Here is a 23,148-nt window from a genome sequence, read left to right as displayed (position 1 = left end):
ATTTTATCCTTAAATGTTACGCAATCTTTTACAAATCATTTCAGTATTTCAACTTTTCCACATTCCAACTTTTCAATCTTACAACACCTAAATTTTTCCTATTTTCGTGCCGATGGAAAATTTTATCGTTTCTGCCCGTAAATACCGCCCAGCCACCTTCGAAACCGTTGTTGGCCAGCAGCACATTACTGGTACGTTAAAAAACGCCATTAAAAACAATCAGCTTGCCCAGGCATTTTTATTTTGCGGGCCGCGTGGGGTGGGTAAAACAACCTGCGCACGTATCCTTGCAAAAACCATTAACTGTACTAATCCTACAGCAGATATGGAAGCTTGTGGTCAATGCGACAATTGTCTTTCTTTCCAGAACGGGCATTCCTTTAATGTTCACGAATTAGATGCGGCATCAAACAACTCAGTTGATGATATCCGTAGCTTAATTGAGCAGGTTCGTATACCGCCCCAAGCGGGAAAATATAAGATCTATATCATTGATGAGGTTCACATGTTATCTCAGAGTGCATTTAATGCCTTTCTGAAAACATTGGAAGAACCGCCTTCTTATGCTATTTTTATCCTGGCCACTACCGAAAAACATAAAATCCTGCCGACTATTTTATCGCGTTGCCAGATTTTTGATTTCAACCGTATCCAGGTAGAAGATATTGCCAGCCACCTGTCAACCATTGCCCAACGCGAAAATATTGCTTTCGAAAGTGATGGTTTACACATTATTGCTCAAAAAGCAGATGGTGGTTTGCGTGATGCACTTTCGATGTTCGATCAGATTGCCAGTTATGCCAATAAGAACATCACTTATAAAGCGGTAATCGACAACCTCAACATTTTAGATTACGATTACTTTTTTAAACTTACTTCTTACCTAACCGCAGCAGAAGTTAGCCAGACCCTGCTTCTGTTCGATGAAATTCTGAACAATGGTTTTGATGGCAACAACTTTATCAATGGTTTGGCCAGTCACTTCCGGAACCTATTAGTAGGTAAAGATGCCGCTACCATTAAATTGTTGGAGGTGAGTGAAAATATCAAACAAAAGTACCTTGATCAGTGCAGGCAAACAGAATTATCGTTTTTATTAACGGCATTAAATTTGGCCAATACCTGCGATCTGAATTATAAGAATTCTAAAAACCAGCGTTTGCAGGTAGAGTTGGCACTGATTAAAATGTGCCACATCAGGTCGGTCGTCAATCTAGCTCAACAGCCTTTAAGCCCTAATAACACAGCAACTGACGCAGATCAGGATAAAAAAAAAACTAATGTCGTAGCTGAGCCGGCTGAAAGCTCGAAGCCAAAAGTTGAGGTTGAAAATACCGCTCAAGCCGCCGCACCTGTTGTTAATACTCCTGTTTCACCTAGCATACCAGTAGCAGAAAAGCCAAAGGAAAGTCCGCGGGTTGGTCCGCCACCATCTGCCACTTCCATCAGTATTAATATTCCAAGGGCAAACGCAATCAGTACACTCATCCCTTCGTTAAATGATTTGGAACGTGTAGCCCAGGGAGATGATGATGACGGACCCAAAAAAGTTACGGGCGATGCCAGAGAATCCTTCAGTTACGACCGTTTACTTGAGGTCTGGAATGCCTTTACCCAAAAGATGAAGGCCACTGACCGGATTAATCTTTTTACCATCTTAAACAATTTTGCTCCTACACTTTTAAATCCTCAGCTAATCGAGATTTCGGTAGAGAGTAAAACGCAGGAGCATCTTGTACAACAAGAGTCTGTTGAACTTTTAAATTTTTTACGGAACGAGCTTAGAAACTTTGGTGTTGAGGTTACTTATAAGTTAATGGAGCGCAAGATAGAAAACAGGCTCTACGGAAATCGCGAAAAGTATGATTACCTCGTAAACAAAAATCCAAAGCTGGACGAATTGCGCCGGAGGTTTAATTTAGATATTAATCCGTAAAAATGAATAGTTTTTTAACCAAAGCAAAAAGCAGGATCACACTTTTAGTATAATCCTGCTTTTCTATTTATGATTATTTCGTCAAATCAGTATCTTACCAACGTGATCTCCTGACTATTTTTCTTTCTCATCATTAATTGGGTAACCTTCTTCGTCTAAATCATCGCGGTTATCCTCTGGTGTACGGGCAAGAATTTCATCTTCAGGACTTAGTTTAACACTTTCTCCGTTATCTACATGCATACCCAGTTCTTCCAGCTCATCGTTTGCTATATCTTCATCTCTGGCATATTCATCGCCAATATAAGGGTTAGCCTCATCGTAAGTAGAATCGTCATCTTTTGCACCGGCAGCTACAGTTTCATATCCCATCGGGTGATCGTATTCGCTGTCCGTTCCCTTTACATCGAGTTCGTAACTTTGCTTATTTTCATCGTAAGCAAGGTTTTCCTTATTGATTTCACTATTTTCTGTTGTACTATGTATTTTATCCTTCGATCCTTTATTTTCGTTAATTGCCATGGTATGGTTCTCCTTTAATTTATAGTGATATAACAAAGAGGTGTAGATAAGGTTTTTCTTTAGTAAAAGAATTTTGTTATTATCTGGGCGTGCCCCAAGCTGCGCAAGGGTCGGGCTATACAACCAAGTCCTCACGCATGGAAAATGTGATTTGTAACTGTCGGTTAAATAAATAGAAGCTCAAGATCGCCTGAAGTAATAGAACCCATTATCCAATAGATAGTGTCATAAAGACAGAAATGGGTATTAAAGAGTTGTCAACTTCCGTACCGGGAGCATATTAAAGTTGACAACTCATAAAAAAGCACCCAGATTTTTAAATCAGGACGCCTAAATATTTTAAGAGTTGTCAACTTCCATACTAGAAGCGTATTAAAATTGATAACTCAATTTAGCTTATAAACTAGCCAAAGAGGTATTTAATGTTTCACTTGGGCGCATGGCTTTGCTTGCCAACTCATCATTAGGGTTGTAGTAACCGCCAATGTTTTGAGGCTTACCTTGTGAACCGATCAATTCCTCGTTAATTTTAGCTTCATTTTCTAACAAAGTTTTAGCCAATGGTGCAAATCTGGCTTTCAGATCAGCATCTTTGCTCTGAGCCGCTAACGCCTCAGCCCAATATAAGGCTAAATAGAAGTGAGACCCACGGTTATCGATCGTTCCTAATTTTCTACCAGGAGATTTATCTGTTGCCAAAAATTTAGCATTTGCCTCATCCAAAGCATCAGCCAATACCTGCGCTTTTGCATTGTTTTGAGTTTGAGATAAATGCTCTAAGGAAGCCTGAAGTGCTAAAAACTCACCAAGCGAATCCCAACGCAAATAACCTTCTTCTATAAACTGCTCAATGTGTTTTGGAGCAGAACCACCGGCACCTGTTTCGAATAAACCGCCACCATTCATTAATGGAACGATAGAAAGCATTTTCGCTGAAGTTCCTAACTCTAAAATCGGGAATAAATCGGTTAAATAATCACGCAATACATTACCGGTAACCGAAATGGTATCTAAACCTTTACGGATACGCTCTAATGTAAACTTGGTCGCTTCAATCGGAGCCAAAATGCGGATATCTAAACCTGCAGTATCGTGGTCTTTTAGGTAAGTATTTACTTTAGTAATGATTTCTCTATCATGCGCTCTTTGCTCATCTAACCAGAAAACAGCTGGAGTTTCGGATAAACGTGCCCTGTTTACCGCTAATTTTACCCAGTCCTGAATCGGGGCATCTTTAGTCTGGCACATGCGGAAGATATCGCCTTTTTCTACTTTCTGATCGAAAAAAACTTTGCCATCAGCATCGGTAACACGGATAGTTCCTGCTCCGGTAGCCTGGAAAGTTTTATCGTGCGAACCATATTCTTCAGCTTTTTGAGCCATTAAGCCAACATTCGGTACCGAACCGATGGTGGTTACATCAAAAGCACCATGTGCTTTACAGTCATCAATGGTTGCAGTATATACACCCGCGTAAGAACGGTCTGGAATTAAAGCGATCGTATCTTCAGGTTTACCTTCTTTGTTCCACATTTGTCCAGAAGTGCGGATCATTGCCGGCATTGAAGCATCAACAATCACATCAGATGGCACGTGCAGGTTAGTAATTCCTTTATCAGAGTTTACCATGGCTAAAGCTGGTCCATTTTCAATGGCCTGCGCTAAAGCGGCTTCAACCTCTGCCTGTTTTGCATTGCCTGCAATTTTTGCATACACATCACCTAAACCGTTGCGGGTATCGACATTTAGTTCTTTGAAAAGATCTGCATATTTAGCAAAAACATCTGCGAAATAAACTTCTACAATAGCACCGAACATGATCGGATCGGAAACCTTCATCATCGTTGCTTTTAAGTGCGCTGATAATAAAACGCCTTCAGCTTTAGCTTCAGCAATTTCTTTAGCTACAAAAGTTTTCAATGCCGATAAGCTCAATGCAGAACTATCAATCACTTCACCTGCTTTTAATGGCGATAAACCTTTTAATTCGGTTACCGCACCATCTGCAGCTACAAATTCTATTTTAAACTGACTTGCTTCAGCAACAGTTGTAGATTTCTCCGAACCATAAAAATCACCTTCAGTCATGCTAACCACTTTGGTTTTAGAATCTGCAGACCATTTACCCATTGAGTGCGGGTTTTGTTTAGCGTAGTTTTTAACTGCTTTAGGCGCTCTACGGTCAGAGTTACCTTCACGTAAAACCGGATTTACAGCCGAACCTAAAACTTTTGCATATTTAGCTTTAATTGCTTTTTCTTCGTCGCTCTGCGCATTATCAGGGTAATTTGGAATAGCAAAGCCCTGCGCCTGAAGCTCAGTAATTGCGCCTACCAATTGTGGGATAGAAGCAGAAATATTTGGTAATTTGATAATGTTTGCCTCTGGGGTAGTAGCCAAAGCACCAAGTTCTCCCAGTGCATCACCAATTTTTTGATCGTCTTTTAAATACTCCGGAAAGTTGGCCAAAATTCTTCCTGCTAAAGAAATATCTCTGGTTTCTACATCAATACCTGCTGATGCGGTAAAAGCTTGTACGATAGGTAAAAGTGAATAAGTAGCCAACATTGGCGCCTCATCGGTTTTGGTGTAGATAATTTTTGATGTATTTGACATGTTATATTGATTTTGCTTATTTATTTAATGATCCGATCGGTTTATGGCTTTGTAAACCGATCTTTTTAAAATCGCCTAAAGATAAAATAATCGAATGAATTAAGGAACATCGCAATGTTATTTCTGGTTTGGATGAACAATTCATTTATTAAAAACCCATAATTTTCATCATAGTGAATAATAATATAACATACTATTGTTTTTAGGGAGCGCAGGGTCATTTACTATATTTAAAGTTTGTCCTGCTCTCCACTTTATCCCGATAGAAAAAATCGGGATGCCCGCTCCGATCAGGGCTAAAAACTTAGGCCTTTGACACGGAAAATTAGCATAGTATCAGAAAACCAAATAAACCTGATCCAGCGGTTCCGATTTTTTATCATATCGTGTCCTGTGGACACAGATATTTAAGATCAGTTTAGGCATTTTGCTAGCTTCCATTCAAAAACCCACAATCCTTGCCTAAGGACGCCGTCAATCTTAAGTGGCAGAAGAATCAAAAAACAGTTGCACAATAGCATAAACGGTTCTTGGAGCGCAATGTCCTTCGCTATTTTTAAAGGTAGTCCTGCTCTCCGCTTTATCCCGATGGAAAAAATCAGGATGCCCGTTCCCATCAGGGCTATAAACCTAAGGCTGTGCCACAGAAAACCGGCATAGTAGCAGAAAACTACCCCAACTAAACCTGATCGAACGAATGCCATTTTTCATGGCAGAAGGTAGAGCAGGAAGAAATTAACCTATAGAACACTTCAACTGCTTTCCAAAAAATAAGCGACTAACAAGACATTCTTTATCATTCTGATTCTCTGCAACATTCCAGATAGTTTTAGATTACGCAAATTCTTTGGCTAAACTTTTGTAGCGTGAAGCAAATATATCTATCTATTTTAAAAATTTTAATTGAAATGACCGAAACTACCTTAGATCAACAGTTAAATGCCCGAAAATTTGACGAAGCTAAAAGCCTGATGCAGAACGGCGAAAAACTCTCCAAAAACCTACAGGATCATCAGAAATCATCAATTTTCGATAACCTCATCAAAGAAAAACAGTACGAAATCCTAAATATGATGGTAAAGGATAAAACCATCGAAACAGATATTTATGAATTCGACAATTTTGATAAAAGTATTTTTCAGAGTATCGTACGCAATTTGGGTAACGAAGATGAAGACATTGCTTTCTTCAACGAATTTATTGGCCACTTCGATAACCTGAACGATGAAGTAAATGCAAAAACTTTATTGAGCTATCTCTTCGAAAATGGAGTTGGTTTAGGCGTAATAAAAGCCTGTATCGATGCTGGATGCACGACTAATTTTAAAAACAATGCCGAAGAAAACTACATCCACCAGGTAGTAAAAAGCAATTTCCGCAGATACAATCTGAATGACGAGCAGACCAGCGATTTACTCAAAGGATATATCGATATTCTTGTTAATGAAGGCGTTGATATTAACGAAGGCAATATTGTACAGGAAACGCCTTTAATTACCGCGATAAAATTTAACAAGAAAAATTTAATCGCACACTTGCTTGAAAATGGTGCAGATCCAAACCAGACCGACCAGGAGGGAAATTCAGCTTTCTTCTATGCAGTAGCACATGCGCAAAGTGAAAACATTTACGACACGCTCCGCAATTTTGACACCCCTGCGTTTGATCAGATAAGTAAAAAAGGAGAAACTTTGCTATTCGAATATGTACGCATGATGTCGAATAGCGAAAGTAGCATCAACTTCCTTAAAAAACTGATTGACGATGGTGCCGATTTATATCAAAACAGTACCTGGTACAGCGCAAATAAAACTCCATTAGATGTAATTGCTGAAAAACAGGGCAATATTTTAGAAGCAGTACTGGAAAGTGGACAGGTAGATATCAACAGAACGGATGATCAGGGAAATACCCTGTTACATAAGGTTTGCGCCTATAACGTAAATTACGAAGCCGAAAAGGCAAAAGAAACTTATCGTAAAGTGAAACTCCTGATCGAAAACGGAGCAGATATTACTTTAAGCAACGATAAGGATCAAACGGCTTTAATGCTGGCCTCGGATGATAACCTGAAAATAAAAACTGTTGAACTGCTCATGAAACAATCTTAATATATGTCGATGTCATTTATAATTGCCTGCGAAAGCGGCAAACGGAAAATAGCTGAACTTTTATTAGCCAATAATGAAGTAGAAGTAGGTTATACGGATGAAAAAGGCCGAACAGCACTGCACTACGCTGCACATCATGGATATTTAGACCTGGTAAAAATTTTAATCGACCGCGGTGCAGATTTAGACTATGAGGACCATGATGGCGAAACACCCTTTTATTTTGCCTGCCTTCAAAAACAGAAACAAACGGCGCTATATCTGTTAGATAAAGGTGCAAGGGTCGATATCAAAGACCTTAAAGGTAATAGTCTGCTGCATTTAACTGCTCAAAACGGGCAGATTGAGGTTTTGGAAAAGCTGCTTGATAAAGGCCTGGATGTTGACAGTGAAAATAACGAAGCAGAAACTCCCCTACTCATTGCATCTGCCTGGAGAAATAAAGAAGTGGTTCAGAAACTACTGGAATTTGGCGCCAACATCAATACAACAAATAAACATGGAGATTCGCCTGTAATTTTTGCAGTTAAATCTAAAAATACACCAATGGTCGAATTGATCCTCGATAAAGGTGCAAACATCAACCATGTTAACCACGATGGCGAATCGGCACTACTGCTTGCCTGTTATGATGCCAACAGGATGCTCACCAAAATCCTTGTAGAAAAAGGAGCAGATGTATTTGTCTCTTCAAAAAATGGATTATCGCCAATCTGGTATGCCTGCGCCAATAACCAGAAAGAAATTGTAGAGTTATTTTTAGCCAATGGTGTGGATGTAAATTATGCCAAACCACTTTCAGGTAATGATGATTCAATGTATTCTTATCTTGAGTGGGTAGAAACAGCCAATAACATTTCCATTTCGGCCAGTTTCTCTTTCGATAACAATTACAATTACGGCGGGGAAAGCATGTTACATGTTGCGGCTAAAAGTGGTCACTTAAGCATGCTGAAATTGTTATTGGAAAAAGGAGCAAATGTTAATATTCAGGATGAAAGCGGAAACACAGCTTTACATTATGCCGCTGCAAACGGTAAAAAAGATGTGGTTAAATTTTTACTCGAAAAATCTGCAGATCCCTCCATTGTGAATGTGAAAGAGCAAAAGGCAATTGATTATTCAAATATTAAAGGCTTTAATGAAATTACCGAACTTTTGCTGAAATACGGTTCTGCGGCTAACTCAAATGTTCAGGCTACAAGCACAGTATCAACAGAAAATACTACTGAAGCTCCAAAAAATGATATAGCTGCAAAAAAACAGGCCTTATTGGATTTAAAAGAGCTATTGGACGCCGGAATTTTATCGCAGGAAGAATTTGATGCGGAGAAAGCTAAGATTTTAAAAGGTTGAGTTAATCCCGCGGTCGTCATTTCGAGTTTAAAATTATTACATAAAAAAAATATGGATAACCGAAAAATTGTAAAGATTACTTCCCATAGACGTCGTCATCTCGAACGGAGTGCAACGTAGTCGAGAGATCTATCGAGGTAGATCTCTCCACTCCGCGTTGCTCCAGTCGAGATGACGACCGCTTTAATGTAAACTGCAAATCCTGAGTACAGCGCAATTTAGTCGAGAGATCTATAGAGGTAGATTTCTCCATTTCGCTACGCTTCAGTCGAAATGACGAATTTTCTACTGAAAAATATTGTCTAATAAATTTTTAGTTCTAAATTTATTTTTAAGAATTCTCCTGATCAGGAAATCGACATTAATGCTCACATAAATGAAATTTATCCCTAAAATCAAAATCCAGTTATTTACTTCTCTCTTTCTTTCCCTTTTTCTATATGCCTGTTCTCCAAAATTGTATGTAGACGAAAACAAACGTTATCAGGCGGGCACACTAACAGAGGCACAGATCGATTCGCTGCATAATTTCTTAAAACAAAATGAAAGGCTTGCTTTAAAAGATACCATCATTATTAAATACGATTTCAATAAAGACTACTGCTGGAAAGACCTTAGCTATCAGAACGCAGAATTCCTGAACAATGTAAGATGGACCTTTCAAAAAAAAATTCAGGAAAAAGCCGAGTCCAGACCAAAAGTTGCCATTTATCAATACCGGGAGGAAGGAAAAAGTTTCAGCCCGGTTAAATCAAAAGGATTGGAAATAGAAACAGATCCGGGATTTTTAAAAAAGCTATTATTTAACGAGGCAACCACCTGCGGTACTTCAGCTATTGTGCTCCCTAACGGAAAATTCTTATTGGTGAAATCCGATCCACAATTCTCTGCACTGTTACTAAATGCTAAAGACATCGAGAAAAAATTACAGGAAAACCTGGTAAAATAAATACCAGAAAAATCGGGTAGCGTTAAAAACGATTTAACAAAAATTAACTAAAAAATCAGGTGTGATACTGTAATTTAGTGATAATTAATCGCTGTCAAATTAACGCCGGAAAATTTATGATCAAATTCCTTTACTCCACTCCTACAAGCTCAAATTATATCATCCTTTGATGAACTGATTTTTCCAGATCAATCAAGAACTTAATTTAAAGGAATAAAAAATACTTCCCTGCTATCATTATAGCATTAAATAGGGAAAATAATATGCGCTCTCCAGGAAGGTGCTCTCGGGTGCTTTCCTTTTATTATTCAGTCTTGCAGCAATTATACCAGCGCTAAAAACTTCTCTCCGTTTTCGATGTTATATTTTTTGAGATAAATTGTTAATCAAAAAACCGGGTAACATGAAAAACAAGATTTTTTACGTATCAATGCTTTCTATTGCCGTCCTTTTTGGATGTCAATCTAATTCCAATTCACAAAAACAGGGAGAAGATACTACCATAACAACCAGAACCGGGGCAGTAAATTTGCCAGCTCCAGATACCAATGCCGCTAAAAATAAATTCAGCAAAGTAATTGGCTGGCCAGATGGAAAAACACCTGTTGCACCAGAAGGTTTTGTAGTAACCAAATTTGCGGCCAACATTAAAAGTCCGCGCAATACCTATATCGCGCCCAATGGTGATGTATTGGTAGCACTTTCCAACTCAGAAAGAAGTGCTGTAGAAACCGTAGCCAATACTGTAACAGGCAAGGCAAAATCAGAAGTGCCAGGAAAAAGTGCAAATACGATTCTACTATACCGCGATGAGAATAAAGATGGTAAACCTGAAACGGTTACCACCTTTTTAAATGGTTTGAACCAGCCCTTCGGCATGCTGATTATTGGCAATTCATTTTATGTAGCCAATACCGATGGCTTGTGGCAATATCCTTATAAAACAGGCGACACCAAAATAACAGCAACAGGTAAAAAAATCCTGAGCCTTCCGGCAGGTGGATACAACAACCACTGGACAAGAAACCTCATTACCAATGCAGATAAAAGCAAAATTTATATCACTGTAGGATCGGGCAGTAATGTAGGTGAAAACGGAATGGAAAATGAGGTAAGAAGAGCCAATATTTTAGAAATTAATCCAGATGGAACCGGTGAAAAGATTTATGCCAGTGGTTTGCGAAACCCTGTTGGGATAGATTGGGCACCATCAACAAATATGCTTTGGACAGCTGTTAACGAACGGGACGGACTAGGCGATGATCTTGTTCCAGATTACATTACGAGTGTTAAACAAGGTGCTTTTTATGGTTGGCCGTACTCTTATTATGGCCAGAATGAAGATCCTCGCTTGAAAGGCAAAAACCCTGAAATGGTTAAAAAAGCAATTGCTCCGGATGTTGCGGTTGGTGCACATACGGCTTCTTTAGGATTGGCTTTTTATAAAGGTGACAAGTTTCCGAAAAAATACCAGGGAGGTGCATTTATTGGTCAACATGGCTCATGGAACCGGTCGGCAATTTCTGGCTATAAAGTAGCATTCGTACCCTTTAAAGACGGCAAACCGACAGGAAAACCTGAAGATTTTTTAACCGGTTTTATCGCAGATACAGATAAGGCAGAAGTTTATGGTCGTCCGGTTGGAGTTACCCTAACGCCTGATGGTGCTTTACTGGTTGCGGACGATGTTAGCGGTGTAGTATGGAAAGTAGCTGTAAAATAATTTATCATCAGCCACAGACTAGCAGAATATGTAGTAAATTTATCTGCCGGTTTGTGGCTAAACTAATAATCTCTTTCCATTTTGAAATCGAATTTTACCTTACTGTTTATCCTACTTTCTTTTACGAGCTTAGCTCAGACACTTAAACCTGATTCGATCAAAAAACTCGAAGAAGTTACCGTTAAGGGTTATTATAATAACCAAACCTTATTAAGATCAGTATCGGCTGTAAATGTTATAGATAGTAGCTTAATAAAAAACCAACCCAGCAGTTCATTAGTGAGCATGTTAAACACTGTACCTGGGGTACGGATGGAGGAACGTTCGCCTGGTAGCTATCGTTTATCGCTCCGTGGCAGTTTACTCCGGTCTCCTTTTGGCATACGAAATATTAAAATTTACATCGATGATTTCCCCTTAACTGATGCGGGTGGGAATACCTACCTAAACGCATTAGATGTTTCTGCAGTAGGTATGATGGAAATTTATAAGGGGCCGGAAGCCAATATTTTTGGCGCAAATACAGGTGGTGCCATTTTAATTAATCCCCCAACCATAAACCGTAATGAAATTAGCGTTTCAGCTACTGGCGGTTCGTATGGCCTCTTCCATCAAACAGCATCGATCAAACAGCAATATAAAAATTACAGTTTTAGTTTCAGCGAAGGATACCAGAGAAGTGATGGCTATCGACAAAACAGTTCAATGGGCAGAAAATATTTTCAAACTTTGCAGCAATGGAATTATAGTAATGCCGGTAGTTTAAAGGCTTTTGCTTTTTATAGTGATTTAAAATACGAAACACCTGGTGGCTTAACAACTGCACAATTAGATCAGGATCCTAAACTGGCCCGCCCTGCAACACCAACATTACCCGGAGCCATTGCACAGCAAGCTGCCATTTACAATAAAACCATTTTCGGGGGAATAGCTAACTCCTATCAGATCAGCCAACGGTTAAAACACGTGATTGCTTTATTCACCTCTTATACCGATTTCAAGAACCCTTTTATTACCAATTACGAACAGCGTTATGAAAGTACATTCGGCTTAAGAACATTTTTAGAATACGCGCAGACAAAAGAAGATTTCAAATTTAACGCTCAGATCGGGTTAGAAAATTCAGCCACAAAAAGCCAGATTAAAAATTTCGATAACAACGGTGGTGAAGCTACTAAAATGCAGGCTTCAGACCGCTTAAAAGCCGGTCAGGATTTTGCTTACTTGAGGTTAAACTTCGATATCAACAATAAATTTCTGATTGAACTCGCTTCGAGCCTAAATTTCTACAAGTATAATTACGAGAGTTATTTCCCAGTCTTTATTGCCTCAAAACAAAGAAAATTCGATGCCCAGTTTATGCCAAAGGCAGCAGTATCTTATCTCATCACTTCTGATTTTTCGGCTAGGGCATCAATAAGTAAAGGTTATTCGCCACCAACCATTGCAGAAGTAAGGTCTTCGGATAACAATATCAATAATAACCTGCAGGCAGAACTCGGCTGGAATTATGAATTGGGTCTGCGTTATAAAACCAAAAACAAACGCTTTTATGCTGCCGGAAACTTATTCACTTACCGCTTGAAGGATGCTATTGTTAGAAGGTTAAATCAAAACGACAGCGAGTATTTTATCAATGCCGGGGGAACCAAACAACAGGGAATTGAACTGGAAACTATCCTTTGGATGATCAGAAATAATTCCTCTTTTTTAACAGGTTTACAATGGAGATGTAATTACACGTTTAGCCATTTTAGATTTGAAGATTTTGTAAATGGCACTGTTAATTTTAGCGGCAACAAACTTACCGGAGTTCCGGAAAGCATTTTAGTGAATAGTTTGGAGTTTAATTTTCCGAAAGCATTTTACCTTTTTGTGCAACACAATTATACCTCTTCAATCCCTTTAAACGATAACAATACCGTTTTTGCGAAAAGATATCATTTGGTTGAAAGCAAATTCGGCATCAGAAATTTAAGCGTTAACAAAATTCATCTGGATCTATTTGCGGGGGTAAACAATCTGCTCAACGTGAAATACAGCTTAGGCAACGACTTAAACGCAGCCAATGGAAGGTATTTTAACTCAGCCCCGGGAATTAATTTTTATACAGGCCTCTCTATTCAATTGTAACCTTTAAATCGCATCATATAAATTGAACATCTATATGATGCGATAATACGATAAGCTAAAAAGCTTCTTGTTTTTCTCTTTCCCTGATGGTCACATCGTTAACTACTATTTCTATTGCATAGCGCTTTTTCCCGTCTGTACCATCATAAACATTTGCTTGTAACCTGCCTTCTACAGTTAAGCCTGTACCCTTTTTAACCTGAGCTTCGGCAAGCTCGGCTTTTGCATTCCAGAAAATTAAATTAAACCATTGTACTCTTTTTACTTCCTCACCATCAGAATTTCTATAGGTTTCGTTTATGGCCAGGTTAACCTTTGCCAATTTTTGAGTTCCAAAAGTTTTAATCTCTGCATCTGCTCCTGCAAATCCGCTCAATACTACTTTGTTAGTTGCACTTTCCATGATCTTTAAATTTTAAGTTTCTAAATGTTTAACGAACAGTCATCACCTCGATAACCGACAGGACAAAATTGCAAACTGCACCAAAAATTAGTCGGATTGTAAACATTTATAGTCGTTTATAAACGTTTATACACGGATAATATACCCCCGAACCTTCAATACGATGTTTTATTTTTTTTCATTCACCACTTTTATTTTATAAATTAGAACATCATCCCATAATAAAAAAGAAATTATTATGGAACGTTTATGTTTAGACTGCGGAACCCTGATTAGAGGAAGGGCCGATAAAAAATACTGCGATGATTCTTGCCGCAGCAATTACAACAATCGTTTAAAGATTGAGGATAACCTCGTGATTAAAAGGGTAAATAACATTCTAAAAAAGAATCGTGCTATCCTTGTTGCGCTTAATCCAAATGGAAAAACAAAGACTACTGGTAAAAAGCTGGTTTCAGCAGGCTTTAATTTTGAATATCACACCTATTGTTATGAAACCCACAATGGGAACACCTATATTTTCTGTTATGAATACGGTTATTTAACGCTAAATGATGATAACTATCTGCTGGTAAAAAGAGAAGAAAGCTTAGGTTAGGTTAGCCTCATTAAAATGCTTCGGTTTACTCTATAAACACCTAAAATTTGCGGAAGCCAGGCCTGTGATTTTTTTATTCTAATGGAGATGATTAGTTTTATCAAATATGATAAACTATAATAACAAGCTTTTTAAACCGGTAAATAATACAGAAAATGGAGAAACATCAAATGAAACCATTTTTAGATATAAACAAGCAGGAAATATCCTGACAGCAGAATATGAGGGTGGAAAGATTATTTTTGGCCATTTGATTGGCTTGGTAGATGAAAATGGCAATATCGAAATGCGCTACCATCAGGTAAATAAACAAGGAGAATTAATGACTGGAATCTGCAATTCAAAGCCGGAGCAATTAGCCAATGGCAAAATCAGACTCCATGAAACCTGGCAGTGGACATCCGGAGATCAATCGAAAGGACAATCTATCATTGAAGAGCAATAAACTTAATTACAGATAAATCTCTTGAATTGGTATGCCTATAAAAGAAAATCTCACAAACCGGCTATCATCTCTATTGCTAACCGCATCCGATTTAGTTTACAGCCCGCTTGATTATCAAATAAACGATCTACAAATTGAAAATGAAAGTCAGGAATATGCAGCTTGCACTTTTGAGTTAAACGGACTAAGAATCAAACACCGCCTTTCTAAAATCACCCCAACCAAGACGGGGCAATTTGTAACCATATGGAAACGGGATGAGGCTGGATTTACTACTCCGTTTACAGATCAGGATGAATTTGACCTATTGATAATATCTGCTAATAGTACCGGCCAATCAGGACAGTTCATTTTTCCAAAAGCCATATTGGCAAAGCATAAAATTATTACTGCAAAAGGAATAGAAGGTAAAAGAGGGATTAGGGTTTATCCACCCTGGGATATAGTAACCAATAAACAGGCAGAGAAAACCCAACAATGGCAAACGCCTTATTTTCTTCAGATTGACATCAATGGAAATACCGATCTTGTAAAGGCGAAGAAATTAATTGACAACGGAATTCAATAAACAGCATTTTAAGACCTGGTTAAACTTAGCAAGTTTCGGGTGGTTTGCCGTTTCTTTCCAAACTACTTTTGGATATAAATTATTCAAGACCATGAAAGCACAAGAAGAAATCAATTTTAACCGGATAGCTGAAGCCATAAGCTATATCAAAGAGAATTTCAAAATACAGCCTGGTTTAGAAGAAATAGCAAAAAAAGTAAACCTAAGCCCCTTTCATTTCCAAAGATTATTTAGCGAGTGGGCTGGCACCACCCCTAAACGTTTTTTGCAATACATTAGCATTGGTTATGCGAAAGAAATGCTGAAAGAAAACCAAAGTTTATTCGATACCGCATTAGAAACAGGCTTATCGGGAACCAGCAGACTGCACGATCTTTTTGTAAACATTGAAGGCATGACACCCGGCGAATATAAAAACGGTGGCGAAAACCTTTGTATCAATTACAGTTTTGCAGAAAGTCCGTTTGGTAATGTTATTGTAGCCAGCACCTCAAAAGGAATCTGCCATATCGCTTTTTACGACGATGAAAATACTGCTTTTGCAAATCTGCAATTCCAGTTCCCAGTGGCTCAATATCAGCAGCTATTAGATAAAGAACAGCAAAATGCTTTATACATTTTCAGTCACGATTGGAGCAAACTGCAGCAGATTAAACTGCATTTAAAAGGAACGGATTTCCAGTTAAAAGTTTGGGAAGCACTGTTAAAAATCCCCATGGGCAAATTAGCCACTTATGGCAACATTGCCAAACAATTACAAAATCCAAACGCATCCAGAGCGGTGGGTACAGCCATTGGCGATAATCCGGTAGCCTTCCTCATTCCCTGCCACCGGGTAATACAATCAAGCGGTGCTTTGGGTGGCTACCATTGGGGAGTGAACCGGAAAACAGCCATGATTGGTTGGGAAGCAGCTAAAACCAATGTTAGTTCCGCATGATTAAACATGTCGATATTTCAACTGAAGAATTAAAAAAGCATTTTAAAAACAAAGATATTTGCTTCGGCGGAAATGCCAGATTGAAAATTTACGGACTGCTTAAATGTAGATCGGGAAAGCGGATGAAAAAAGAAAACCGCATATTTTTTCGTTCTGAAAAAGAAGCACTTCAACATGGCTATCGTCCATGTGGGCATTGCTTAAAAACAGCATATAAAGAATGGATTTATTTAACAGCACGGTAGCTATTAACTACAACTTGCTTCCTCACGGTGGAACGGTTAATTATTTTGGAAAATTATTTTCAAAAAAAGAAGCTGATCACTATTTCGATGCATTAATGAATACGATTGAGTGGAAAAATGATGAAGCGTTTATTATGGGCAAACACATTATTACCAAAAGAAAAGTGGCCTGGTATGGGGATGAGTCCTATTCGTACACCTATTCTAATAAATCTAAAACAGCTTTACCGTGGACAAAAGAACTGCTTGAACTCAAAAGAATTTCGGAAAAACAAACAGGCCAAACTTACAACTCTTGTCTGCTCAATTTATATCATAACGGAGATGAAGGCATGGCTTACCACAGTGATGATGAAAAAGCGTTGGCGAAAAATTCTGCCATTGCATCTTTAAGTTTTGGAGCCGAAAGGAGGTTTCTTTTCAAACACAAGCAGAGCAAAGAAACGGTTACTTTATTTTTAGAACATGGCAGTTTGTTGGTGATGAAAGATGAAACGCAAACGAATTGGCTTCACCGCCTTCCTCCTACTAAAAAAGTAAATCGGCCAAGGGTAAACCTCACCTTTAGAACGATGATGGTGTAAATTAAATGTGATTTACTTAAAGAAAAAATATTGTCATCCTTAGGACTTAGTTTGTATCTTCACAAACCAAAACATTTTGCAGGTTTATATTTTCTGTAATTGAGGTTTTACTTTATCGAAGAATTCCTGAAATATCTTATTATCTGCAGAAGACATGCCAGGAAAACCACATTTCTCGAAACAGATTCTCAAGTAATTTATAAAAGTAGTGTCATTAGGCTCGTTTAAAAATTTACCATCAATACTTTTCTGCCTATTTAACTGCAAAGCGTAAGGAGCACCCCCACTAATATTATCTTTATGAAGGCTATCAGCAGAAAGATACAAAAAAGCAAAGCCAAAATCGTCATCTTGTATGTATTCTTCCATTTCTTTCAACCAATACGGGTCAGTAACCTGCGAAACACAGTCGGTTAAAGGTGCTATCTGAATCGGATCTGCCATCTCCCACAGAATCTTTGGAGCATCTTGATAATTCCATGCAAAATTGCAGGAGCCAACAATCTGGTAAAACATTTTCATCGATATAGGTAATTTCCCCACAGGTTCAACACTCTGCATTAATATGTGAAGTCGATCATCCTTATCAGAGAAAGGACCAGATAATGCCTCGTCATTTCCCATCTTATCTTTCCAGAAAACGTAATTGATATTCTTAAGTTCTTTGTAGATAACCTCAAGATTGAATCTAACCCTTTGGAAGGTCTCGGTCAATACCTTTTCAACATCAGGATAGTAACCAGGAGAAAATGCCTCTTCTCCTAGTTTTTCAATATCGGTATAAACACTGTGCGTTTCACCATTTATATATCTATCGTAAAAGCTCATTGCGAGTAATTAAAAGCAAAATAAGACAAGTTAGTGCTTAAACTCTTTAATATCTACAATGCGGTCATCATCAGCATTTTTCTTTAAGAATGAAGTTCCGTGCTCATTTGGCACCCAAGTATAGTCTCTTTGAATATTTGCTACCAAGGTTTCAGGCTGACTGGTTAATGATGCAGGCAAAGGTAGATTAAAAGTTTCTCCGGTTTTGGTATTTACCTGGTATAAAGCATTGGCTGTTAAAAATGCCAATGTAGTTTTATCGCTAGAATACATAAAGAATTTCCCCTGGATGCGCTCATCTTCTTTTTGACGCTTGATCGGGTAAACCCTTGAGTTGATTGTTGTGATAAAGAAATCGTTGTTTACCAATAGATTGCTCCTGGTTAATTCCTCTAATCCATTTGTATATTTTTTATCTTCAGCACCTTTTGATGGCTTATTCAAACTCACCACTTCTGTTTTTCCGCCATTTACATAAACAATATAGAAAGGATCCATCTTGTCTTTTTCATTTGCACTCTGCACCAATACGGCTGTTTTTTGCGTATTGATAAAAGAAGCAACCTTAAATTTCTTTGTTTCAGCATTTGGCGCATCATCAATCGTAATGACAGTATCCTTATATTTAATGGCAAAGCGATCGGCAGCCGCTAATTTTCCTGAATCGGTTTTTACAATGCTTAATATGTCTTTTGTTGATTTTGGAAATACATTAAAATCATCACTCGCCGCAAATGCGCGTGCTTTAAAAGTTTTTTCAGAATTGCCTCCGCAGCCGAATAAAACAACTGAAAGTAATAGTGCATAAAGCGTAATTTTCATGAGTATAGCTATTTATATATTTTCGCTAATTTAAAATCTTTAATTATTTTTCTGTTATTAAAATCAGCAAAAAATTATGGCTTTCGTTTAAAATTTGATTTGCGGGATACTGGACGTATTTTTCAACCGAAAATCAGATATTAGTGCTATATGCTAAACCATTATTTTTTATCACAAAGAAAAGCACAGAGCGCACAGCGTTAAATTTAAATAAATTCCATCATTCGTCTTACACCATCCATTCTTAACCATCTGCGCAAATCTTCTTAAATCTGTGGGAACAAAACGCTAATCGCTTCATGCTGATTTCGCAGATCACCGTAGAATCCAATTCCATCATCCGTCTTACATTTTACATCTTTATCCTATGCGCAAATCTTCTTAAATCTGCGGGAACAAAACGCTAATCGCTTCACGCTGATTTCACAGATCAAGGCAAAGCCCATTTCATCATATATTACATATTTTATGCTAATTTTAATCAAAAAAGATCATAGAAATGAAGATTTTTGCTGAAACCGAACGCTTAATTTTACGCGAACTAATGCCTGCCGATGCTGAGGGTATGTTTGAAATGGACAGTGACCCTGATGTTCATCTTTATCTTGGCAACAAACCTGTAAAATCAATCGAACAAAGTTTCGCAGAAATCGAATTTATAAGAAAACAGTATAACGAAAATGGTATCGGGAGATGGGCTGTTATCGAAAAAGCAACAGGTAACTTTGTGGGCTGGTCAGGATTAAAATTCATTAAAGAAGCTACAAATAACCATATTAATTATTACGATCTGGGTTATCGGTTCAGCAAACGGTTTTGGGGAAAGGGTTATGCTACAGAAACTGCACTGGCAGCGCGGGACTATGGTTTTAATGAACTAAAGTTGAATGAGATTATTGGTATTGCAGATATCAATAATCTGGGGTCTATCCATGTGTTGGAAAAAGTGGGTTTAAAACGTATCTCTATTTTCGATTACGATGGCATAAAACACCATTGGATGAAGATTGAAAAATAAGCACGGTTTTAATCAAAAGTCAATTTTATCTTTTTATGGTTTAGTTTTTGATGTTAAAAAGGAAATAATATAAACCTTTGTTATGAAACACCTTATTTACTGTGGAATGTTGATCTTATTATTGAGTTCCTGTAAAGAAAAATTAGATCCGGCAAGTTTTACCAATACCAAATGGGAATTAGCGGAGCTGCCAGGATTAACTTTACCCTCAACAGCAAAAGCAACGTTAAACTTTGCTGACAGCCTTAAATTCAGCGGAAAATCGTTCTGCAACAGTTACGGTGGACAGGGAGAAATTGCTGATCATAAAATAACCGTTAAAAATGTTTTTAGCACAAAAATGTTCTGTCAGGAAACTGATGCTGCTGAACGCGCATACTTACATGCCCTTAATCAGGTTAATAGTGCTAAAATAGCTGATAATAAACTATATCTGTTGAACGGCGATAAAACCTTAATGGTTTTCAGTAAAACACATTAGAATCTTTACATTTATAAAAAAGGCTGAACAAAGTATTTTTACTATTTTCGGCCTTTTGAGTTTAACGCAGGAGTAATGCCATCGATAATACAAGATCTGAAGTTTTTTTTCTCGACCGTAAGAAAAGCATTTAATTTATTTCAGCAGAATGATCCCTTACGTCTGGCCGGTGCTACTGCTTTTTTTACCAATTTCGCTTTACCTCCAATATTAATTATCCTCATCAGACTATTCGGGATGTTTACTGATAGACGGCTATTGGCTACACACCTGTTCGAACGTTTGGCTAGTATTCTTGATAATGAAAGTATTTTACAGATCAGAACTACATTAAGAAACATCCGGGGAATCGATCAGGCCTGGTATGTTACTTTGTTCAGTTTTATATTTTTCCTTTTTGTAGCTACTACGCTATTCAATGTGATTAAAAATTCTTTAGAACAGATTTGGAATATAGGCCAGAAAGATAAAAAAGGGATTGTTAATACACTTAAATCAAGGGCAATATCTGTTACCATTATCTTATTTGCCGGCATATTATTTTTCATCGGTTTACTTGCCGATAGTGTGCAGGCATTTATTGGCGCCTATCTAAAAGACGGTGCTCCTTCTTTCGGATTAGTCTTAACTTCGATCATCAACCAATTGGTTTTTGTAGTCATCGTAACCACCTGGTTTACAATACTTTTCAGATATTTAACAAACGGACGTCCAACGTGGAGGGCAGCAATTTCCGGAGGCTTGTTAACCGGCTGCCTTTTTACAGTAGGAAAATATATTTTAAGGATTTTATTGCCACTGAGTAACATCAGCAATATTTATGGATCAGCCGGATCCATTATCGTAATTATGCTTTTTGTATTCTATTCTTCATTGATATTCTATTTCGGTGCTTCATTTATAAAAGCATTGAGCGTTGGAAGGGCTACGCCAATTATCCCTAAAAATGGGTCGTTTGCTTATGAGCTGACCGAAGTTGAACCAGAAAAATAAGGCTAGATGAAACCTTTTTAATTGGTAAACCTAATTTATACCGCCAGGTTTTTGATCAGTTTATCAAGCAGGGTTTTTAATTGGATAATTTCTTCAAGGTTTATACCCAGATGATCGCCAAGCTGAGCCCGTAAAACCGGTGCTTTTTCTTTCAATGCCAATCCCTTTTCTGTAAGCGATATCACGATGCTTCTTTCATCTTTTAATGATCTCACACGCTCCACAAGTCCGGTTTCCTGCATGCGTTTAAGCAAAGGGGTTAAAGTGTTCGATTGCAACATCAATTTCTGTGAAAGCAGGCTTAGGTTAACCGAATCGTTTTCCCATAACACCATTAATACCAGATATTGCGGATAGGTTATGCCCAGGGCATCAAGCCCAGGCTGATAACATTTTGTTACTAACCTCGAAGCAGCATAAAGTGGAAAACACAATTGATTTTCCAATTTTAAAGACTCATCTATTTCCATCGCAAGTTTTTCTTTAACAATAAAATATTCAGCTAAGTAAATCATTTTCTCCGAAATCTGCGGTGAACACAAAAATCGGTTGTTAATTTAGCTAGAACAGAGCAGAGAAATCTTTAAGCTATTTTAAAAGATTTCTCTACTACGGTCGAAATAACGCTTCATCTATTATCACGACTCTACTTAATTCAATAATTAAATTACTTCCAATTTAACATCAATATTGCCACGTGTCGCATTTGAGTATGGACATACCGCATGTGCTTTCTCTACAAATTGTTTCGCCTGTGTAGCATCCATTCCCGGGATGTGCACCTGTAATGAAACGCCTAACCTGAAGCCTCCTTTTTCATCCGGATGGAGCGAAACATTTGCTTTAACAGTAGAAGGTCCTTCAGGTTTCACTTTATCCTGATGCATCACTAAGTTTAACGCACTATCAAAGCAGGCCGCATAACCCGCAGCAAAAAGCTGTTCAGGATTAGTATATCCCTCACCAGTACCACCTAGTTCCTTCGGCATTCTCACTTCCAGTTCTAAAACACCATTTTCACTTGTTATTTTTCCATTACGTCCGCCAGTTACGGTAGCGCTTGTTTCATACAACGTTTTCATATTATATTTTTTTTATTTGTATCGTAAACGATTATATCGTTTACGATACAAATGTAATCAACAATTTTACAAAAGCAAATTTTATCTTTTAAAAATCCTGATAAAGCCTTTCAGATAGGTAGAAACAATACATATATAAAATTTAAGGCATAAAAAAAGGTGTTCATTTTTAATGAACACCTTTTTTTCTTAATAATTTTTATTACAGAATCCTATAACCTAAACCAACCGTAAATAAATTTAGCTTAGTACCAGGATAACCTGCTTTGTTTATTTTTGACAGGCCAAGTTCGTAACGTGCATCAAAGCTTAGTTTTTTCAGGTCTAAACCTGCACCAAACTGCCAAGCCATAGCTTGATTTTTAAAGTCGGCTTTGAATACACTTCCTGCTGCCTGACCAAAACTTTGGTTTTCATCTAATATCAAGGAGAACATTGGCCCCGTGTTTAAACGGAGTCCGATACCGGCAGCGCCGAATTTTGTACCCACCAATAGCGGCACATCAAGACTTGTAAAGCGTACTTTATTTACCTCTCCCGTTGCATCGCTCACTAAATCCGCTTTTTTTCCTGATACATAAAGCTCTGGTTGAAAATAAACGCCTGCTGCACCTACCCTAGCCCAAAGGCCACCGTAAAAACCAGTGCGGTTATTGCTGTTAAAAGTGTTTTCACTATCAAATTTCGAAAAATTTGCACCAGCTTTAATGCCCAGCTGGAAAGACGGTAATACCTGTGCGCTGGCAAATAAGCCAACAAGCAAAAAGGCAACGGTTAAAGATAAAAATTTCATAT

General features: G+C 37.9%; 23 protein-coding genes. 15 read left to right on the top strand and 8 right to left on the bottom strand.

Annotated elements, in window-relative coordinates; genetic code table 11:
- Positions 1 to 112: 112 nt before the first annotated feature.
- Positions 113 to 1,936, top strand: coding sequence for a DNA polymerase III subunit gamma/tau (locus tag KYH19_RS02255; RefSeq protein WP_219077409.1), 1,824 nt, complete (start codon positions 113 to 115; stop codon positions 1,934 to 1,936).
- A gap of 114 nt (positions 1,937 to 2,050) precedes the next feature.
- Here the strand turns inward: KYH19_RS02255 and KYH19_RS02250 are convergent, their stop codons facing one another.
- On the bottom strand, positions 2,051 to 2,458 hold the full coding sequence (locus KYH19_RS02250) for a hypothetical protein (RefSeq protein ID WP_219077408.1): 408 nt from the start codon (positions 2,456 to 2,458) through the stop codon (positions 2,051 to 2,053).
- A 396-nt stretch (positions 2,459 to 2,854) separates the two neighbouring features.
- On the bottom strand, positions 2,855 to 5,074 hold the full coding sequence (locus tag KYH19_RS02245) for an NADP-dependent isocitrate dehydrogenase (protein WP_219077407.1): 2,220 nt from the start codon (positions 5,072 to 5,074) through the stop codon (positions 2,855 to 2,857).
- 866 nt (positions 5,075 to 5,940) lie between these two features.
- Between KYH19_RS02245 and KYH19_RS02240 the strand changes: the two genes are divergently transcribed.
- From KYH19_RS02240 to KYH19_RS02220, 5 genes are all read left to right on the top strand, one after another.
- Complete coding sequence (locus KYH19_RS02240) at positions 5,941 to 7,185, top strand: ankyrin repeat domain-containing protein (protein WP_219077406.1); 1,245 nt, start codon at positions 5,941 to 5,943, stop codon at positions 7,183 to 7,185.
- A gap of 9 nt (positions 7,186 to 7,194) precedes the next feature.
- Positions 7,195 to 8,541, top strand: a complete 1,347-nt coding sequence (locus KYH19_RS02235) for an ankyrin repeat domain-containing protein (RefSeq protein ID WP_255562535.1) — start codon at positions 7,195 to 7,197, stop codon at positions 8,539 to 8,541.
- 376 nt (positions 8,542 to 8,917) lie between these two features.
- On the top strand, positions 8,918 to 9,490 hold the full coding sequence (locus tag KYH19_RS02230) for a hypothetical protein (RefSeq protein WP_219077404.1): 573 nt from the start codon (positions 8,918 to 8,920) through the stop codon (positions 9,488 to 9,490).
- A gap of 403 nt (positions 9,491 to 9,893) precedes the next feature.
- Positions 9,894 to 11,213: a sorbosone dehydrogenase family protein gene (locus KYH19_RS02225; protein ID WP_219077403.1), complete on the top strand. Its 1,320-nt coding sequence runs from the start codon at positions 9,894 to 9,896 to the stop codon at positions 11,211 to 11,213.
- Positions 11,214 to 11,294: 81 nt separating this feature from the next.
- Entirely contained in the window at positions 11,295 to 13,346 is a 2,052-nt protein-coding gene (locus KYH19_RS02220; protein ID WP_219077402.1) for a TonB-dependent receptor, read from the top strand.
- A 55-nt stretch (positions 13,347 to 13,401) separates the two neighbouring features.
- On the opposite strand, the gene KYH19_RS02215 is transcribed toward KYH19_RS02220, so the two are convergent.
- A complete protein-coding gene (locus tag KYH19_RS02215) occupies positions 13,402 to 13,749 on the bottom strand; it encodes a single-stranded DNA-binding protein (RefSeq protein ID WP_132395054.1) in 348 nt (115 codons plus the stop codon).
- Between the two features lie 238 nt (positions 13,750 to 13,987).
- Here KYH19_RS02215 and KYH19_RS02210 point away from each other — a divergent pair, with 238 nt between their 5' ends.
- The 6 genes from KYH19_RS02210 to KYH19_RS02185 all read left to right on the top strand — a co-directional run bounded on the left by KYH19_RS02210 (position 13,988) and on the right by KYH19_RS02185 (position 17,129).
- On the top strand, positions 13,988 to 14,347 hold the full coding sequence (locus KYH19_RS02210; RefSeq protein WP_121282386.1) for a hypothetical protein: 360 nt from the start codon (positions 13,988 to 13,990) through the stop codon (positions 14,345 to 14,347).
- 106 nt (positions 14,348 to 14,453) lie between these two features.
- The gene (locus KYH19_RS02205; protein ID WP_121282383.1) at positions 14,454 to 14,792 is read left to right on the top strand and encodes a n-acetylglutamate synthase; all 339 of its coding nucleotides are present in this window, start codon (positions 14,454 to 14,456) and stop codon (positions 14,790 to 14,792) included.
- A gap of 31 nt (positions 14,793 to 14,823) precedes the next feature.
- The gene (locus KYH19_RS02200; RefSeq protein ID WP_219077401.1) at positions 14,824 to 15,360 is read left to right on the top strand and encodes a MepB family protein; all 537 of its coding nucleotides are present in this window, start codon (positions 14,824 to 14,826) and stop codon (positions 15,358 to 15,360) included.
- 91 nt (positions 15,361 to 15,451) lie between these two features.
- Positions 15,452 to 16,300, top strand: coding sequence for a methylated-DNA--[protein]-cysteine S-methyltransferase (locus tag KYH19_RS02195; RefSeq protein WP_219077400.1), 849 nt, complete (start codon positions 15,452 to 15,454; stop codon positions 16,298 to 16,300).
- Entirely contained in the window at positions 16,297 to 16,545 is a 249-nt protein-coding gene (locus KYH19_RS02190) for an Ada metal-binding domain-containing protein (RefSeq protein WP_219077399.1), read from the top strand. The genes KYH19_RS02195 and KYH19_RS02190 overlap by 4 nt, the downstream gene beginning before the upstream one ends.
- Positions 16,521 to 17,129 (top strand): alpha-ketoglutarate-dependent dioxygenase AlkB, encoded by a 609-nt coding sequence (locus tag KYH19_RS02185; RefSeq protein ID WP_219077398.1) that lies wholly within the window; start codon positions 16,521 to 16,523, stop codon positions 17,127 to 17,129. Before KYH19_RS02190 ends, KYH19_RS02185 begins: the two co-directional genes overlap by 25 nt.
- An 84-nt stretch (positions 17,130 to 17,213) precedes the next feature.
- On the opposite strand, the gene KYH19_RS02180 is transcribed toward KYH19_RS02185, so the two are convergent.
- Together KYH19_RS02180 and KYH19_RS02175 are read right to left on the bottom strand one after the other, a co-directional pair.
- Entirely contained in the window at positions 17,214 to 17,957 is a 744-nt protein-coding gene (locus KYH19_RS02180; protein WP_219077397.1) for a hypothetical protein, read from the bottom strand.
- A 30-nt stretch (positions 17,958 to 17,987) separates the two neighbouring features.
- A complete protein-coding gene (locus tag KYH19_RS02175) occupies positions 17,988 to 18,779 on the bottom strand; it encodes a hypothetical protein (protein WP_219077396.1) in 792 nt (263 codons plus the stop codon).
- 499 nt (positions 18,780 to 19,278) lie between these two features.
- Here KYH19_RS02175 and KYH19_RS02170 point away from each other — a divergent pair, with 499 nt between their 5' ends.
- From KYH19_RS02170 to KYH19_RS02160, 3 genes are all read left to right on the top strand, one after another.
- On the top strand, positions 19,279 to 19,797 hold the full coding sequence (locus KYH19_RS02170) for a GNAT family N-acetyltransferase (RefSeq protein WP_219077395.1): 519 nt from the start codon (positions 19,279 to 19,281) through the stop codon (positions 19,795 to 19,797).
- A gap of 82 nt (positions 19,798 to 19,879) precedes the next feature.
- Positions 19,880 to 20,278, top strand: a complete 399-nt coding sequence (locus KYH19_RS02165; RefSeq protein ID WP_219077394.1) for an META domain-containing protein — start codon at positions 19,880 to 19,882, stop codon at positions 20,276 to 20,278.
- A 75-nt stretch (positions 20,279 to 20,353) separates the two neighbouring features.
- Positions 20,354 to 21,271, top strand: a complete 918-nt coding sequence (locus KYH19_RS02160) for a YihY/virulence factor BrkB family protein (RefSeq protein WP_219077393.1) — start codon at positions 20,354 to 20,356, stop codon at positions 21,269 to 21,271.
- Between the two features lie 35 nt (positions 21,272 to 21,306).
- Here KYH19_RS02160 and KYH19_RS02155 read toward each other — a convergent pair whose 3' ends face one another.
- From KYH19_RS02155 to KYH19_RS02145, 3 genes are all read right to left on the bottom strand, one after another.
- The gene (locus KYH19_RS02155; RefSeq protein WP_255562534.1) at positions 21,307 to 21,786 is read right to left on the bottom strand and encodes a MarR family winged helix-turn-helix transcriptional regulator; all 480 of its coding nucleotides are present in this window, start codon (positions 21,784 to 21,786) and stop codon (positions 21,307 to 21,309) included.
- 147 nt (positions 21,787 to 21,933) lie between these two features.
- Positions 21,934 to 22,353: an organic hydroperoxide resistance protein gene (locus KYH19_RS02150; protein ID WP_219077392.1), complete on the bottom strand. Its 420-nt coding sequence runs from the start codon at positions 22,351 to 22,353 to the stop codon at positions 21,934 to 21,936.
- A 202-nt stretch (positions 22,354 to 22,555) separates the two neighbouring features.
- Complete coding sequence (locus KYH19_RS02145; protein WP_121282361.1) at positions 22,556 to 23,146, bottom strand: porin family protein; 591 nt, start codon at positions 23,144 to 23,146, stop codon at positions 22,556 to 22,558.
- Between the last annotated feature and the right edge of the window lie 2 nt (positions 23,147 to 23,148).

This window comes from Pedobacter sp. D749, from assembly GCF_019317285.1.
In the GTDB taxonomy this organism is placed as follows: Bacteria; Bacteroidota; Bacteroidia; order Sphingobacteriales; family Sphingobacteriaceae; genus Pedobacter.
The sequence above is the reverse complement of the archived record's forward strand: the minus strand, read 5'-3'. Positions and strand labels throughout refer to the sequence as shown.